15 protein-coding genes are annotated in these 16,637 nt (G+C 67.5%); all 15 read right to left on the bottom strand.

The window, feature by feature from the left end:
* Window positions 1–4: 4 nt before the first annotated feature.
* The 15 genes from C7I84_RS08490 to C7I84_RS08555 all read right to left on the bottom strand — a co-directional run bounded on the left by C7I84_RS08490 (window position 5) and on the right by C7I84_RS08555 (window position 16,570).
* Entirely contained in the window at window positions 5–1,093 is a 1,089-nt protein-coding gene (locus C7I84_RS08490) for an ABC transporter ATP-binding protein (RefSeq protein WP_106771728.1), read from the bottom strand.
* A gap of 1 nt (window position 1,094) precedes the next feature.
* Window positions 1,095–2,174 (bottom strand): ABC transporter ATP-binding protein, encoded by a 1,080-nt coding sequence (locus C7I84_RS08495; RefSeq protein WP_106771729.1) that lies wholly within the window; start codon window positions 2,172–2,174, stop codon window positions 1,095–1,097.
* A gap of 1 nt (window position 2,175) precedes the next feature.
* Window positions 2,176–2,460 carry a hypothetical protein gene (locus C7I84_RS08500; RefSeq protein WP_106771730.1) on the bottom strand — a complete coding sequence of 95 codons (285 nt, stop codon included), beginning with the start codon at window positions 2,458–2,460 and terminating at the stop codon, window positions 2,176–2,178.
* Between the two features lie 2 nt (window positions 2,461–2,462).
* On the bottom strand, window positions 2,463–3,296 hold the full coding sequence (locus tag C7I84_RS08505) for a carbohydrate ABC transporter permease (RefSeq protein WP_106771731.1): 834 nt from the start codon (window positions 3,294–3,296) through the stop codon (window positions 2,463–2,465).
* Window positions 3,296–4,207 (bottom strand): carbohydrate ABC transporter permease, encoded by a 912-nt coding sequence (locus C7I84_RS08510; protein WP_106771732.1) that lies wholly within the window; start codon window positions 4,205–4,207, stop codon window positions 3,296–3,298. The genes C7I84_RS08505 and C7I84_RS08510 overlap by 1 nt, the downstream gene beginning before the upstream one ends.
* A gap of 73 nt (window positions 4,208–4,280) precedes the next feature.
* The gene (locus C7I84_RS08515; RefSeq protein WP_245428352.1) at window positions 4,281–5,771 is read right to left on the bottom strand and encodes an ABC transporter substrate-binding protein; all 1,491 of its coding nucleotides are present in this window, start codon (window positions 5,769–5,771) and stop codon (window positions 4,281–4,283) included.
* 228 nt (window positions 5,772–5,999) lie between these two features.
* Window positions 6,000–6,758, bottom strand: a complete 759-nt coding sequence (locus tag C7I84_RS08520; protein WP_106771733.1) for an iron ABC transporter ATP-binding protein — start codon at window positions 6,756–6,758, stop codon at window positions 6,000–6,002.
* On the bottom strand, window positions 6,755–7,648 hold the full coding sequence (locus tag C7I84_RS08525) for an iron chelate uptake ABC transporter family permease subunit (RefSeq protein WP_106771796.1): 894 nt from the start codon (window positions 7,646–7,648) through the stop codon (window positions 6,755–6,757). Before C7I84_RS08525 ends, C7I84_RS08520 begins: the two co-directional genes overlap by 4 nt.
* A 67-nt stretch (window positions 7,649–7,715) precedes the next feature.
* Window positions 7,716–8,684: an ABC transporter permease gene (locus tag C7I84_RS08530; protein ID WP_106771734.1), complete on the bottom strand. Its 969-nt coding sequence runs from the start codon at window positions 8,682–8,684 to the stop codon at window positions 7,716–7,718.
* Window positions 8,681–9,586: a siderophore ABC transporter substrate-binding protein gene (locus C7I84_RS08535; RefSeq protein ID WP_106771735.1), complete on the bottom strand. Its 906-nt coding sequence runs from the start codon at window positions 9,584–9,586 to the stop codon at window positions 8,681–8,683. The genes C7I84_RS08530 and C7I84_RS08535 overlap by 4 nt, the downstream gene beginning before the upstream one ends.
* Before the next feature lie 43 nt (window positions 9,587–9,629).
* A complete protein-coding gene (locus C7I84_RS08540; RefSeq protein ID WP_106771736.1) occupies window positions 9,630–10,511 on the bottom strand; it encodes a sugar phosphate isomerase/epimerase family protein in 882 nt (293 codons plus the stop codon).
* Window positions 10,508–11,815, bottom strand: a complete 1,308-nt coding sequence (locus C7I84_RS08545) for a DUF6005 family protein (RefSeq protein ID WP_106771737.1) — start codon at window positions 11,813–11,815, stop codon at window positions 10,508–10,510. The genes C7I84_RS08540 and C7I84_RS08545 overlap by 4 nt, the downstream gene beginning before the upstream one ends.
* Window positions 11,815–13,089 (bottom strand): AMP-binding protein, encoded by a 1,275-nt coding sequence (locus C7I84_RS30540; protein WP_245428353.1) that lies wholly within the window; start codon window positions 13,087–13,089, stop codon window positions 11,815–11,817. Before C7I84_RS30540 ends, C7I84_RS08545 begins: the two co-directional genes overlap by 1 nt.
* A 12-nt stretch (window positions 13,090–13,101) precedes the next feature.
* Complete coding sequence (locus C7I84_RS30545) at window positions 13,102–14,802, bottom strand: IucA/IucC family protein (RefSeq protein WP_245428354.1); 1,701 nt, start codon at window positions 14,800–14,802, stop codon at window positions 13,102–13,104.
* On the bottom strand, window positions 14,786–16,570 hold the full coding sequence (locus C7I84_RS08555; RefSeq protein ID WP_106771738.1) for an IucA/IucC family protein: 1,785 nt from the start codon (window positions 16,568–16,570) through the stop codon (window positions 14,786–14,788). The genes C7I84_RS30545 and C7I84_RS08555 overlap by 17 nt, the downstream gene beginning before the upstream one ends.
* Between the last annotated feature and the right edge of the window lie 67 nt (window positions 16,571–16,637).

A 16,637-nucleotide genomic window follows, 5' to 3' on the forward strand; every position in this document is an offset into this window, starting at 1 on the left:
TTGGTCATTGCGACTGCCGGACCGCGGCAGCGACGCGGTTGCCGTCGCTGTAGAAGCTGAGCCCCGCCGGGTCGGCCGCCAGGTAGACGGTGTCGCCCGGCCGCGCGGCGATCGCCTCGTCGGTCTTCACCTTGACGATGGTGTCGCCCTCGATGCGGACATTGGCGATGAAGCGGCCGGCGATGGTGACGCTCAGGTCCTTCAGCACGCCGGGCACGGCGCCGGGGGCGGCGGTGGCGCCGAGGCGCACATGCTCCGGCCGGATGCCGGCGGTCAGCGTGCCGTTGCCGGACACCTCGGCGTCCGCGGCGACCGGCGCCGCCGTCAGCGGCGTCTCGATACCCGCCGCCGTCTTGCGGGCCGGCATGAAATTCATGCCGGGATTGCCCAGGAACCAGCCGGCGAATTCCGTCGCGGGCGTCGCATAGAGGTCGGCCGGCCGGTCGTACTGGATGATGCGGCCGTCGCGCATCAGCGCGACGCAGTCGGCCAGCGTCATCGCCTCGGTCTGGTCGTGGGTGACGTAAACGATGGTCTGCTTCAGTCGCTGCGTCACCAGCTTGAAGGCGCGGATGAGCAGCAGCTTCGCCTGCACCTCGACATTGGTGGTCGGCTCGTCGAACAGCACGATGTCGGAGCGGCGGGCGACGGCGCGGCCGACCGCCACCTTCTGGCGGCTGCCGGCGTCGAGATCGCCGATGAACAACTTCCGCTTGTCGCGCATGTCGAGGATGTCGAGCACCTCGTCGATGCGCTTGTCGCGTTCCTGCGCCGACAGCGACCTGTCCTGCGTCAGCGGCAGGGCGATGTTCTCCTCGACCGACAGCGTCTGGTACATGACCGGGTACTGGAAGACCATGCCGACATTGCGCTTGCGCGGCGGCAGGCCGCTCATGTCGCGGTCGCCGAAGAAGATGCGGCCGACGGTCGGCTGCTCCAGGCCGACGATCATGCGCATCAGCGTGGTCTTGCCGCAACCCGACGGGCCGAGCAGGCAGGTGACGGCGCCGTCGTCGAAGACGGCGTCCATGGCGTCGATGGCGGTGAACGGGCCGAAACGCTTGGTCACCTTGTCGATGACGATCTTCACCATGTCAAACCCCTCCCGCCGCGCAGCGGCCGATCAGCGCGCCCGAGTTCGGGTCGAAGATCATGGCGCGCGCGGGATCGATGTCGATTTTGACCGCGCTGTCGATCTCCGGCGGCGCGGCGTGGCCGGCGGCATAGGCGGCCGTCACGGGGTGGCCGTTCAGGTCGAGATAGACGACGATCTCCGAGCCCAGATGCTCGACGATGGCGACGCGCGCATCGGCGCCGACGCCTTCGCGGCGGCCGAGCCGGACATGCTCGGGGCGGATGCCTACCTTGACGGGGCCGTCGGCGAGACCGGCCGGCGCCGGCAGCGACAGCCCGGCCGCCTCGATGCGCCCGTTGCGGCAAATCCCTTCAATGACGTTGGCCTTGGGGAAGCCGATCAATTCCAGGCTGCGCACCTGCCCCGGCTCGGCATAGAGCTTCAGCGTGCCGGCGCGCTCGACCAGCCGGCCATCGTCGACGACCACCAGCGTCTGCGCCATGGTCAGCGCTTCCAGCGAATCCGAGGTGGCGTAGAAGAAGGTCGCCTTCAGTGTCTCGCAGAGCTGCTTCAGCTCGTCCATCAGGCGCTCGCGCAGCTTGTAGTCGAGGCCGACCAGCGGATCGTCGAACAGGAAGACGGACGCGTCCTTCATCAGGCCGCGGGCCACGGCGACGCGCTGCTTCTCGCCGCCGGAGAGCTTGTCCGGCGTCTTCCTGAGCAGGTGGCCGATCGACAGCATCGCCGCCGTGCGGTCGACGCGGCGGGCGATCTCCTCGCGCGGCGCGCCGGCAAGCCGCATCGGGTAGCCGATGTTGTCGAACACGGTCAGGTGCGGGTAGAGCGCAAAGCTCTGCGGCACGTAGCCGATGTTGCGCGCGCTCGCCGGCTCATGGGTGATGTCGCGGCCGGAAAGCCGGATGGTACCGCCGTCCGGCGTCTCCAGCCCGACCACCAGGCGGAACAGCACCGACTTGCCCGACTTGGGCGGACCGCACAGCACTGTCAGGCTGCCTTCCTCCACCGACAAGGAGAAGGTGTCGAGGACGCGCGCCTGACCGAAGGATTTGGAAACCCGGTCGAACTCGATCGCCGCCATGTCAGCGTCCCAACTGTGCGAAATAGGGCACCAGCAGGATGCCGAGGAGGAACATAAGCGCCACGACGCAGAGGATGACGACGATCCGCACCAGGCTTGCCGCCGCACCCAGATGCTTCGGGATGTTGCCGACGGCGATCTGCAGCAAGGTGGCCGCGACCAGCAGGCACAGCCCGAAGCGGTAGAGCTGCAGCGAATATTGCTGCGCGACCAGCACGATGCCGACCAGGATCGAGGCCATCAGCACGCCTTCGGCGCGCTCGGCGAAAGGGGTCTTGCTTGCCATGATCAGACCTCTCCGCGGACGGTGCCGAAGGTCATGCCGACCAGCAGATACTTCTGGAAGAAGTAGATGAACAGCACCGGCGGGACGATGTAGATGGAGGTGAGCGCCGAGATGAAGGTCCAGTTGAGACCGCCATCGGAATAGGCGCCGACCGCCAGCGCATAGGGGATGTTCTGGGTGGTCACGCCGCCGATGATGAAGTTGAACAGGAACTCGTTCCACACGAAGATCAGGTTGAAGATGAAGGCGGCGATCAGGCCGGGCTTTACCTGCGGCAGCACCACCTTGAAGATGACGTGGAACCACGAGCCGCCATTGACGCGACCGGTCTCGTCGAAGCGCGTCGACACGCCGTCGAGGAACCCCTTCAGTATCCATACCGAGAAGGGGATCGAGAACATCGCGTAGAACAGGATCAGCGCCAGGTGATTGTCCTTCCAGCCGAAGGCCACATACATCAGGAACACCGGCAGGATCACCGCCGGCCCCGGCAGCATGCGGATCGACAACAGCAGGAACATCAGGAAGTCGGTGCCCTTCGGCTTGAAGCGCGAGAAGCAGAAGGCCGCGAGGAAGGACACGAACACCGCGATCACCACCGCCGACACCGACAGCAGGATCGAATTGCCGAGCTGCAGCAGGAACGACGTGTTGCGCGTGAACAGGTCGATGTAGTTGTCGAGCGTCGGCGTGAAGACCAGCTTCGGCGGCGTCGCCAGGATGTCGTTACGCGTCTTGAAGGACGACAGGATGATCCAGGCGACCGGCGAAAAGAACAGCAGCGAGACCAGCCAGAGGACCCCGTAATAGGTCCAGGTGCGCAGGCGGTGGGACATCAGCGTGCCCTCCTGCGGCGGTTGAGGATGTAAATGAAGATCGAGGTCATGGCGATCGAGATCAGCAGCAGCAGCACCGAATAGGCCGACGACCAGCCCATGTTGAAGCTCTCGAAGCTCTGCTTGTTGAGCTCGACGGCGACGAGGCGGGTGGTCTGGCCGGGTCCGCCCTTGGTCATCGGGATGATGAGATCGAGCGTCTTGAAGGCGTCGATGGTCCTGAGCAGGATGCCGAGCATCAGGATGAACTTGCCGTGGTGCCAGATCACCAGCGAGATGCGCTTCGGCCATGACAGGCGGTCGATCTCGGCGGCCTCCAACTCGGCCTTGGGCACGGAGCCGAGCGCGGCCAGCGTCATCAGCGTCATGAACGGCGTCCACATCCAGCAGTCGACGGCCAGCACCGCCCAGTAGGCGATCTTCGGATTGCCGAGGAAATCGACCACGCCCATGCCGAGGCCGCCGGTCAGCAGGGCGTTGAGCACGCCGAAGGTCGGGTCGTAGATGAAGCGGAAGAAGGTGCCGGTGGCGACCGGCGTCAGCACCATCGGCGTGAACAGCAGGGTCAGCGCGATGCGCCGGCCGGGCATGTCCTTCGATCCCCAGAACAGGAAGCCGAGCAGCACGCCGAGCACCGTCTGGACGGTGACGCCGACGCCGACGAACAGAAAGGTGCGGCCGAGATCGCCCCAGATGCCGTTCTTGTTGTAGTAGATGTCCTCGAAATTACGCAGGCCGAAGAACTCCGGCGGCATGCCGGAAATCAGCGAGAACTTGTGGAAGGACAGGCCCAGCAGCCACAGCGTCGGGATGGTGTTGAACACCACGAAGAACGCCAGCACCGGAACCAGCAGCGCAAACACCAGGAAGCGCCGGTTGTCCAGCACGCCGGGCATCAATCGGGAAGACATCGTCTATCGGCCCTCGGGAAAGCGGCGATTGCCGAGGCGCGCGGCCCCGGCAATCGCCATCACGGTCGGATACTCAGAGCGAGACGGCGGAGCAGGCGTCCGACGGACGCTCGGCGGCCGAGCCGTCATCGTAGAGGATCTGCTGCTGCTGGCAGGCGATGTAGTCGAGCGCCTGCCTGGCCGAGGCAGTGGTGCCGGTCATGAAGGAGGTGAAGCCCTCCTGCTGGACGGCCAGCATTTCCGAGTAGCGCGGATGGTGCCAGAAGTCGCGCGAGCGGCCGGGCTCGAGCATGTACTTGTAGGCGCGGTTCCACGGATTGATGTTGTCGAAATCCGGGTTGGACAGCGTCGCCTTGTCGGTCGGGTTGCCGCCGCGCTTGGCGAATTCGAGCGTCGTCTCCGGCAGGTACCACCAGTTCAGGAAGTCGATGGCGACCCGCATCTTGGTCTCGTCGTTGAAGGCGTTCAGCACCCAGGGCTGACCACCCATCGAATAGACGCGCTTGGCGTCGGCACCCTTGCCGTGCATGGGCGGCGGCACCACCATCACCTGGTCGCGGTTGGCGTCGGTGATCATGCCGAGGCCGACGGCGGCCCACTGGAAGGCCGAGAACACCTTGCCCTGGGTGAACACGTCGATGATCTCGGCGATGCCGTAGTTGAGCGCGCCCTGCGGCTGGTACTTGAGCAGGCCCTTGTACTGGTCCATCGCGGTGGCGTTGATGTCCGAGTTCAGGATGCCCTCGACCTGGCCGGTTTCCGGGTTCCAGATCTCGCCGCCCTGGCTCCACATATAGGGGTAGAGGAAGCAGGTGCAGAAGTCGTAGACGCGGCTGTACTGCGAGGCGGTGCCCCAGAGCTGCTGGTCCGGACGGGTGAAGAACTCGGCGACCTTCTCGAAGTCCTCCATCGTCAGCTTCTCGAAGTCCTCGAAGGTCTGCGGCAGGGGGATGTTGTACTTGGCCTGGAAGGCCGACTTCTCCTCCTCGTTCTCGAGCAGGTCCTTGCGCACGAACAGCGCGATGGTGTCACCCTCCTGCGGCAGGCCCCAGCGGTTGCCGGAGTTGTCGGGGTAGGTCATGTAGGTGTCGACGACCGTCTGCGAGTACCACTCGAGCTGCAGGTTCGGGTTCTTGGCGATGATGTCGTCGAGCTGCAGGATCCAGCCGGGGCGGGCGAGCGCGCCGAGCCACTGGCTGTCGGAAATGATGATGTTGTATTCCTGGCTGCGGGTGGCGAGCGAGGTGGCCGCCTTCTGGAACAGGTCGGAGAACGGCGCCTCGGCGAAGCCGAAGCTGACGTCGTAGCCGTATTTCTCCTTGGCGAACTCGGCGAACAGCGGCGACATCTGCACGCCGAGCGACGATGGCAGCCAGCCGGCGATGCCGAGGATGTTCATCTCGATCTTCTGGCCGGCGAGCGGGTGGCTCTCCTGCGCCATGAGCCGATTGATGAACGGAGCCGAAACGAGGCCGGAGAGGCCGAGCGCCGCGCCGCTCTTGAGCAGCGTGCGACGAGGCAGCACGAGGCCGTTTCCGGCACGGGATCCGGAACCAACAGTCATATCGATTTTCCTCCCAAAGGACTGGCGTCCGCCACCTACCGGCGGACGACGGGAACCGACCGGCGTGCCGGACCATTCCGATCGCCCATCAGCTTTGACATATGTCGACTGAGACCAGACAAATGTCAATATGGTCGATGGCCATGTCCCCAGCGACCAGTTCTCCCGCCGAACGCGAGCGACGCAGGGGCCGGTGAGGGTGATCCGACCGCTCGATTGATCGACTATCTACCGGTGATGCAGCACCAGCGGGGCGCCGTCGATCTCGACGACCTGCATGGGATAGCCGAAGACCTCGGCCAGCACCTCCGTCCGCAGCACGGCCGACGGCGGTCCGTCGGCGACCACCCTGCCCGCCTTCATCGCGACGATGCGGTCGGCATAGACGGCGGCATGGTTGATGTCGTGCAGCACGACGATGACGGTGCGCCGCTCCTCTTCCACCGCCTTGCGCAGGTCGCGCATCAACTGGCGGGCGAACTGCATGTCGAGGTTGTTGAGCGGCTCGTCGAGCAGCATGTAGTCGGTGCCCTGGCAGAAGGCCATGGCGACCAGGGCGCGCTGGCGCTGCCCGCCCGAGAGCGTGTCGAGGAAGCGGTCGGCCAGGTCCTGCAGGCCGAACTGCTGCAATGCAGCCTCGATCAGCGCCCTGTCGCGGTCGTCCAGGCGTCCGCGCCCGTGCGGGAAGCGGCCGAAGCCGACGAGTTCGCGCACCCTGAGCCGGGCCGCGACGGCGGGGTCCTGGCGCAGGATGGCGAGGCGTTTTGCGAGCTGCCGGCCGGGCGTCGCGTCCACCGGCAGCCCATCCACCACTATCCTGCCCGACTGCAGCGGCTGGAGGCGGGCGACCAGCGACAGCAGGCTCGACTTGCCGGCGCCGTTCGGTCCGACAAGCGCGGTCAGCCCGCCCTTCGGCAGGGTGAGGGAGATATCGTGCAGGATCCGCGTATCCTGCAGCCGCAGCGAAACGTTCTCGATCTCGATCATCGCCTGCCCGCCGCCAGAAGCATGCCCAAAAACACCAGGCCCCCCACGAATTCGATGACCACGCCCAGCGTCGTCGCCTGGCCCAGCCCGTGCTGCAGGACCGTCTGCCCGCCGACCAGCACGACGACCGCCGTCAGCACGGCGGCCGGCAGAAGCAGGAAGTGGCGCCGGCTGTCGACCACCCGCTCGGCGATCGCCGCCACGAGCAGGCCCAGGAACGTCACCGGGCCGACCAGGGCCGTCGACACCGCGACCAGCAGCGCCACCAGCAGCAACAAGCCGATCAGCACGCGGCTCCAGTCGACTCCGAGGCCGATGGCGCTGTCGGCGCCGAGCGACAGCACGTCGAGCAGGTGGCGTTGCCGCCAGACGATCGCCGCCGCCGCCACGGTAACGACCAGGCCGATCGCCAGAAGGTCGGGGCGCACCGTGTTGAAGTTGGCAAAGCTCATGCCCTGGGCCACGGCGAACTCGTTGGGATCGATCAGCCGGGCGACGAGGCTGGCGAGGCTGCGGAACAGCACGCCGAGCACCACCCCGGCCAGCAGCAGCAGGCCGATGTCGAAGCGGCGGCGCAGCAGCGGAACGAACAAAAGCAGCGCCATCGCCACCATCACGACCGCCTCGCCGGCGAATTTCAGGCGCGGGTCGAGCGCCGCGAATCCCGCAGCGCCGAGAAGCAGGACGAGCAGCATCTGCCCGAACACGTAGAGGGCGTCGAACCCCATGATCGAAGGGGTCAGCACCCTGTTGGCCGTGACCGTCTGGAACACCACCGTCGACACCGCCACGGCAACGCCGACCTGCACCAGTGCCAGCAGCCGCACGGCCCGCAATTCGAGCGCGAAGGTGAGGTTGCCGCGCAGGCCGAGTGTCATGAACGCCACCATGGCCGCCACGGCCAGCGCCGCGAGGAGCCACAGCCGGGTGGCTGCCGACAGGCGCGAGACAGCGAGGCTACGCACGCGCCGCCCGCCCGAATAGGATCCACAGGAACAGGCCGGCGCCGACAACGCCGAGCACGGTGCCGACCGGGACTTCGTAGGGGTAGCGGATCAGCCGGCCGACTATGTCGCAGGCGAGCACCAGCGCCGCGCCAGCCGCCGCGACCCACGGCAGGGCGCGCCGCAGATTGTCGCCCAGCAGGCGCGACACAAGATTGGGCACGACCAACCCGACGAAGGGGATGATGCCGACCACCACCACGCATAGCGACGAGACGACCGCGATCATCACCAGCCCGAGCTGGACGATGCGCCGGTAATCCAGGCCGAGGCCGACGCTGACCTCGCGGCCCATCGAGGCGATGGTCAGCCGGTCGGCGATCCACCAGGCAAGGGCGACGACCGCCGCGGTGATCCACAGCAGCTCGTAGCGGCCGCGCAGCACGCCGGAGAACTCGCCATTGGTCCACACCTCGATGAATTGCAGCAGGTCGGCCTGCCAGGCGATGTAGGTGGCGGCGGCGCCGACCACTCCGCCATAGACGAGGCCGAACAGCGGGATGAGGAAGGGCTGGGTGGGCGGCAGCCGGTGCGCCACGGCGAGGAAGAGCGACGTGCCGGCGAGCGCCGCGACCGTCGCGACGGCCGTCTTCATGGCGATCGAGGCCGCCGGAAACAGCAGTGTGACGAGCAGGATGCCCAGCGCGGCGCTCTGCCCGGTGCCGGTGGTCACCGGCTCGACGAAGCGGTTGCGCGCCAGGATCTGCAGGACCAGCCCGGCGATCGCCAGGCCGGCGCCGGCGAGCAGGGCGGCCAGCGTGCGCGGCAGCCGGCTGACCAGCAGAAGCTGGAGCGCCGCCGGATCGCCGGCGATGCGCCGCAGCGGCAGGTCGCCGACGCCGACAAGGAGGCTCGCCACGAACAGGGCAACCAGGCCGGCGACGAGCAGTAGCCGGAAACCCGGCCGTGCCGCCTCCGTCATCGCGGCGTCGCGAAGCCCTGCTCGATCGCCGACAGCACGCGGCGGGTCGCCTGAAGGCCGCCGGCGGCGATGTAGAAGTCGGCGGCGGGCAGGTAGATCACCTGCCCCTTCTTCCAGGCGGTCGTGCCGGCGATCAGCTCGTTGTCGAGCGTCGCCCTGGCGTTCTGCTCGCCGGTGCCGATCGCCGCGGCGCGATCGAGCACCAGCAGCCAGTCGGGGTTGGCCTTGGCGATGAACTCGAATGAGACGGCCTCGCCGTGGCTCGCCGCCTCCACGTCCTCGACGGCGGGCTCGACGCCGAGCGTCTTGTGCACCCAGCCGAAGCGCGATCCGGGGCCGTAGGCCGTGACCTTGGGCCCGTTGGTCATGACGATGAGCGCCCTGCCCTTGCCCTTCGCCGCCTGGCGGACGGCGTCTATCGCGGCGTCCAGTTCGGCGGCGGCGGCCTCGGCCTCCTCCGTCTTGCCGAAGACCGCGCCATAGGCGGCGACGCGCGCCTTCGCCTCGGCCAGCAGGTCGTCGCCGGTCACGGTCATGTCGATGGTCGGCGCGACCTGGGCGGTGGCCTTCACCTTGGTCGACGAGCGGCCGCCGACGATCACCAGGTCGGGTTCCAGCGCGTTGAGCGCCTCGAGGTCGGGCTCGAACAGCGTGCCGACGACTTCAGCCTTTTCGGCCAGCGGTGCCAGTTCCGGCAGATAGAGCTTGTCGGGGATGCCGGCCGGCACGACGCCGAGGGCGAGCAGCGTGTCGATCGCGGCGATGTCGTAGACGGCCACCGTGGCGGGAACGCCGTCGATCGTCGCCGGACCGCGCGCGGTGTCGATCTCGACCGCGTTCGCCGGGACCGCCGCGAAGACCATGGCCGCAACCAGGCCGGCCAGCAGCCGAACATGCTTCATATCCCGTCTCCGTCCTCCGCGGCCGGCATGCTCCGGGCCGCCGCTAAATCCTTCGTGCAACGCTCTGGTTTTGCACATACGGGAAGGCGGCGGGGCGCGGCAAGGCGTCATGACGGCCCGTCAGGCGTTTTATCGCCAGCCGGTCCTTGCGCAGCACGTTGAAGCAGTCGTTGCCGAACCATTCGAGCGACGCCTCGACCTGCGGGTCGCCGACCAGTTCGTCGAAGAAAGGTGCGTAATCCACCTCGCCCTCGAAGAGCGGCGTCAGTCCGTCTCGGCTGCCGGCGGCGGCATAGACGTTGGCCGGCGCGAACACGGCGAGATCGGCGCGCGAGCGGACGTTCTTCAAGTGGTAATGGCTGACATAGGGCCGCAGCGCCGCGTGCGCCGCCACGGGATCGTCGCCGCCCTCCCAGACATGCAGCGTGTCGAAGTTCAGCCGGAAGGCCGGGTGGTCGACTTCCGCGACGAGGTCGAGCGTCGAGGCGCAGGTGTCGGCCAGCGTGTCGGGATGGGTCTCGGCCAGCATGGACAGGCCGAAATCGGCGGCGATGGCCGATATCTCGCGCAGCCGCGCGGCGATGAGACGCCTGACATCGGCCGGCGTGTCGCGGCTGCCGCGGCTGCCGGCGAAGGTGCGCAGCTTGCCGGCGCGCCAGTTGCAGGCAAGGCGGCAGAGGTCGACCGTCTTCCTGCGCAAGGCTTCGGCGTCGCCCTCGAGCGGCAGGTAGTCGCTGAGCATCGGCACGCTCAGGCCGAGCCCAGCCAGCCAGTCGGCGTTGCGGTGCGGCTGATGCACGAGGTTGCGGGCGTGCACGCCCCACAATTCGATGCCCTGGAAATCGTTCGCGGCCGCCCACATGGCGATGTCCTCGAGCGAGACCAGATGGTGGCGGAAGCTGATGGTGCAGAGCGAGATCTTCATTCGGCGGCTCCCAGCATCGGGACGGGATTTTCAGGGGCAAGTCCACGGGCGGCGCACCAGTCGCGGAACACCTCGCCCAGCCGCGCCTTGATGCGGCTCTCGATGCCGTCGAGCGTGTCGAGCCGGCGGAACAGGTCAGCGGCGAGGTCGCGGTCGCCGGTCTGAGCGAGCCTCATGGCCGCGTAGTGCACGGCCTTGAACTCCTGGATCAGCCGCTCGATCTCGTCGCACCAGAAGTCGAAATCGGCATTGGCGAGCTTCAGCGACCGCCAGAAGAAGGCGAAGCCGTGCTCATAGGCGTATTTGCGGATGGAGATGACCGGCAGTTCGCGCAGCGCCGTGGCGAGGTCGGCCAGCGTCACGCCGTCCCGGCCGTCGAGATGGGCGCGGACGATACGGCGCACGGCGGCGACCAGCGGGTTGGCATGCGGCTGGTGGCAGGCGAGGAAGTAGTCGCGCAGGTCGGCATCCGCAGGGGGGCGGGCTTCGTGGCGGTCGAAGAGGAAGCCGCCGGCCACGGTCGGCTGGCGGATCGCGTCGAGGATCTTGTCGCGCTCGATGCGGCCTTCCCAGCGGAAGTCGGGATCGTTGACCTGCCAGACCATCGGGTCGTCGGTCTTCTCCAGCATCAGGTAATGCGGGAAAGGGTTCTGGTTGAACTTGTTCTCGCGCTCCGGCAGGTGGAACAGGTCCAGCATCACCATCAGGTGCTGGCCGTCGCGCCGGCGCTCGATGAGGTCGAGCATGACTGCGACGTTCTCGTCCTTCGAGCGGGCGCGGTCGTACCATTCCTGCATGCGCACGCCGTAGAGACGCTCGTACCAGGAGCGGAAGAACTGGTGGTCGACGGAGCCGTGGTGATAGGCGAGCGCCCAGCGCTCGGTGATGGCGAAATCCGCGTCCCAGACACCGAAATAGAAGGGCCGCTGGTCGATGCCGGAGCGCTTCAGCGCGTCGCAGACGCTGCTGACGAAACAATGCACCTTGATGTCGATATAGTCCTCGCCATGGACGCCCTCCCCCGCCGGCTCCGCCTTGGCGGGAGCGACGGCGACAATGGCGTCACCGGTGAACAGCCCGGCGAGTTCCGCCACCGTGGCGATGTCCTGCCGGTTGATCGCCTCCTCCGGCGCCGACAGGCCGAACTGCAGCTCCAGTGCCAGAAAGATCTCGAGGATGAGAACCGAGTCGAGATAGAGATCCTCGTTGAGCCGCGCCCCGGGCCCGAAACGGTCGAGATGGGCGTGGTTGAGCTGATCGCGCAAAACGCTGCGGATCGCCTCGATCACCTGGTCCTTCGTCATCACGCTACCTCCCGCGCCGGGACAGCGAAGCGGCCGGCGGCATACTGCGCCGCCACCTCGCGGCGGCTGATCTTGCCGTTGGCCTGGCGCGGTACGGCCTCGATCTGGACGAATTCCATCGGCACCTGATGGCCGGCGAGATTTTCGGCGCACCAGGCCCGCAGCGCCTGGCCATCGAGCGCCCTGTCGGCGCTGAACAGCAGGCCGACCCGCTCGCCCGCCAGCGCATCGGCCTTGCGGAAGGCGACGGCGTCGGTGACGCCAGGCATGGCCATCACCACGTCCTCGACCTCCTTCGGATAGACGTTGAGGCCGGAGACGTTGATGGTGTCATCGAGCCGCGAGACGAAGACCAGCATGCCGTCGGGTCTGAGATAGCCAAGATCGCGGGTGAGGACCGTGCCGGCTGGACCGGAGACGACGATCTCGGCCGGCGCCGTCGGATCGTTGCTTGCTGTCACAACGTGATGCGGCAGCACGAAGCCCATGTCGGCGGGGTCGGCGAGGTCGGGATTGATTGCGATGCAGCCGGCCTCCGAGCAGCCGTATTGCTGATAGAGATGCGTGGTGCGGGCACGGATGCGCTCGAACCACGGTCCGGGCAGGATGGTGCCCGAGGTCATGGCGGCGTGGATCGCCTCGCCCTGCGGCAAGAGCCGCGCCAGCGTGTGCAGAACCGCCGGCGAGGAATAGAGCAGCGGCCGCTCGATGCCGTGCAGCCGGCGCAGCAGGTATTTCGGGTTGCCGGCATCGACGACGACGGGCGTCCTGCCGCGATGCAGCGCCACCAGTATGCCGCAGATCAGCCCATAGGAATGCGTCGTCGGACAGGCCACGACCGGCGTCATGTCCCGCGGCTCGCGGAAGGCGGCGGCGTAGCTCGCCACCTCGGCGTCGATCTCCCGCCAGCCGCGGGCGATGCATTTCGGCGCGCCGGTGGTGCCGGAGCTCATCTGGATGAGTTGGCCCTGCGGCGGCTGGGAAGGCTCGGACGACAAGGCTTCCGCCGCGAGGCTGTTCCAGAACAGCGTGTCGCAGCCCGCCGCCTCGGCCATGCGCCGCGCCGCCGCGTGCGGTGTCGCCGGATGAATCGGGAAGACGCTGGCGCCGATGCCGCGGATGGCGAAGAACAGCGCCAGCCAGCGCGCCGTGTCGGAGAAGCAGACGGCATAGCGCCGGTCCGGCTTTTCACCCAACCCGGCCTGCGCCGCGGTTTCGGCTACCAATTCATCGAACTGCCGTCTGTCGAAATACCTGTCGTCGATCTCGATCATCGTCGTTTTCCTTCAGGCATGGAGGGCGTTGGCGACCAGCCGGCTCGATCGGCCGGTGCCGAGCTTGTGGGCCAGCAGCGTTTCCACGGCGATCTTCGGCCGGAAGAGGCCAAGGCGATCCTGGCGAGCGACGAGGCCGCGCTCGCTTGCATAGGCGGCCAGCAGCTGCCGCACCGTGCTCCAGAAATCGGCTTCGGGAAGGCCGTAGCCGGCCTGGAAAAGGTGCGCGATCTCGGCGAGATTGAAGACGAACAGCGCGTCGCTCACCAGTTCGCCGAGGCTCTCGACCGTTTCCATCCAGTAAAACTCGTCCGGCCGTGCGGATCGGTAGATGGGGTCGAGCGCCAGGAAATCGGGAAGACCCTCCCGGCTGCGCAGGAAGTCCGGGACGTATTCGAGGCTGTCGTGGAAATCGCGCAGCGCCAGCCGCACCGGCCAGCCGTTGCGATGGATCAGAACCATGTTCTGGCCGTGCGATTCGGTGGCGATGCCGTGGCCGACCAGCAGGTGCCAGACCGGCAGGACGGCGACCTGCAGCAGCTGCGCCAGCCAGGCATGGAAGCTGTAGCGTCGGATCCATTCGTCGACGAACGGCTTCCCGTCGCGCTCGACCATCATCAGCGCATTGAACGGCACGGCGGCCTCGCCGGGGCCGAGGATAGAGGCCGCGCTGCGGCGCCAGATCGCGGCGATCTGCCCGGCGAGCGGTCCCTCGCGGCCGGCGATGATGCCGGCATATTCGTCGAGGACGGCGAGCGGGTAGCGCGTATCGAACAGCGGATCGCCGGCGACGACGTCGCCCAGCCAGCGCGACAGCAGCGGTGCGGTGCAGACCGAATGCGGCTCGATGGTGCGCAGCGACGAGGTGTTGACCATGTTCATGGACAGCTTGACGTTGGCGCTGGCCGGACGGTCGGCGTTGAGCAGGGTGCGGACCGACTGGCTCGCCGTGTAGCGGTCGCCGGCCAGGCCGAGGAAATGCGCCTTGCCGGCGGCCAGCCACGGCGCCATCAGCCCGTCCTTGAGCGCCCCCCACTGCCAGGGATGCAGCGGCAGCAGGGCGAAGCGGTCATTGTCCAGCCCGCGCTCGACGCGCCGCCGCTGCAGCTCATGGAATGCCGGCTCGCCGAGTTCCTCGGTCCAGAAAGCCGTCTCGCTGCGCGGCAGGCGCTGGTGGACGTCGCTGCGGTCCACCAGCAGCCAGGCGAGCTGGAAGGCATTACCCGCTTCCGGCCCGTAGCGGCGCTGGTCGTCCTCGCTGAAGCCGGTGCGCGCCTTGAAGCAGGGGTGATACGCGTGCCCCTCGTCCAGGGCGCCCTCCAGCGCGGCGAAGTCCATCGGGCGACGGTGCGCAGCGGGCAGGTTGGCGTCGTTCCAGCGGCAGTTGGCGACGGTGCGCTCCAGTTCGTCCAGCAAGCGCAGCCTGCGCTCCGGTTCGCCGGGCAGGCATTCGACGAGTTCCGCGAGTCGGGCTGCACGCCATCCCTTGTCGGAATCGGCCTCGACCGAATCCGCCTCCACCCGTACCCTGTCATAAGCGGCGATGGCACCCAGGCAACGGAAGTGCTTGCCACCCGCCCGCCATTCGAAGCGGAGCCGGTCGCCGTTCTTGCGCAGTTCGGGGTCGACAAGCCCCTCGAACAGCATGGCCTCGGCCAGCTGCCGCACGACCCGCCGCTCAGGTGCCGATCCCAGGTCAAGAGGCAATGGCACTGCCATCTCCATGGAAGCTGGCGGTAAGGCCGAAGATCGGATTGGGCAGGGGTGCATAGAGCGCGCGCTCGTTGTCGGTCTGCAATTCGTCGACGTCGAACAGCCGGGCCGTCAGGTTCGCCTTGAAGGTGACGGTGGGCCGGTCGAGCAGGCCGCGGACGAATTCGCGACCCACGCCGCCGGTGGTGCGGGCGAGATGCTCCAGGCGGTCGCGCAGGATGCGCAGCAGCAGCTCCTCGTCGGCCAGTCCGTCATGGCCCATGCGGGCGACCACGGAGAAGACCTGGTTGACGATCAGGTAATAGGCAAAACGATCCTGGATATCGCGGTCGTCGTAGAAGAGCGAGCCGATCCCGGCGGTTTCCGGGACATGCAGGCTGAAGCGGGCGCGGTGGCGCCTGGACAGGTAAAAACCCTGGTTGTCGCGATAGTAGCTGGCCGTCGGATAAAGCTCGCTCACGTCCAGCAGGCTGTTCTGCTGGTGCGCTTCGAGGGCGACGCCATAGTCGTCGTAGAGCATTACCAACGGGTCGAGGACGCAGTCGAGATAGCGGCGGAACCACTGCTCGGCGACCAGCGCGGGATGCGCGCCGTCGCGGGCGCAGATGGTCCGCACGATGCGCTCCAGCCGAGACGGCTCGCCGCTAAGCGGCTCCGCGGTCAGGGCGGCCACGGTGACCTTGCCCCGTGCGGCGCCGGCGGCGAACGGATTCTCGCGCAGGATCACCTCGAAGCCGCTCTCGGCGCGATCCGGCATGTCGAGCGTGAGAAATGCGGGGTCGAGGATCATGCGGAACCGTGGATTGGCGGTGGCGATGCCGGTCCGTCCAACCAGCTTGGCCATCGCGACGCCCGCCTCCAGCTCCTTGCGGCGGTTGAGCCTGATGGAATTGGTGATGCGCACCGGCAGCGAGAACTTCAGCATCCACGGCACGTCCGGGCTGTAGACGGTGCGGACCGACGAAGTTGCCGTGAAGGCGGGACCAGCCGGGCCGAGCGCCCGCAGCCGGCCGGTGCGCTCCAGCGCGCGCACCTCCGGATCGAGCAGCAGCGCCTCGGCCTGAAGGGGGTGCATGGGCAGCGGCACTTCGCCGTCGCGCAGCTTTAGGCCGGCGGTCTCCGGCCCGATCAGCGACGCAGCGATCTGCGGCGCCGAAAGGTCCGCCACTGATTTGTGGCTCACCATCGTGGCATCGGCGGCGAACCAGAACAGCTGGAAGTTCCCGCCGAGTTCCGGCGCATAGGCCGGCTCCTGCCAGCCGGTCATGCCCTGGCGGCTCTTCGGCGTCGGATGCAGTGCATGCCCGAAGACCAGCGACTGCTCGGCGGCGATGAAAGAATCGTCGTCGGCCGGCCACGGCCGCGCATCGATGTAGCGCTCCGTCTGCTGGTAACTCAGCAGCGCGCGGCCGAGCAGTTCGAGCTCATGGCCGCGAAGCCGGTCGCTGCGCTCCTCCGGCAGCTGCCGGTATGCTTCCTGCAGCAGCATCTGCAGGGCGGCGAGCGGCTCCGCCTGCCGCCAGCCGGCCTCGCCGCTGCGCCGCAGCCACGCCCGCCCGAAACGATGCGGCCCGCACCGGGAATGCGAAACGACTTCCGCGCGGAGCGTCGCCTGCTGCGCCGACAGAACCCATTCGATGCAGTCGACCGCTTCTTCGGGGTCGCTCCAGTGCTGGATCACCCGGCCGGGCGATACCTCGCGCACATAACAATTGGCGAAATTCTGGAACGTCGCGTGTTCCGCGACCTGCCGCGAGGTCTGCTTCATCTGTCATCACCACGAGGGTTGACCGATTAGAATCCGTGGCAGCGGCTGGGGTCCTGACGGTTTGTTG

The sequence above is a fragment of the Kumtagia ephedrae genome (genome assembly GCF_003012745.1).
Lineage (GTDB): Bacteria > Pseudomonadota > Alphaproteobacteria > Rhizobiales > Rhizobiaceae > Kumtagia > Kumtagia ephedrae.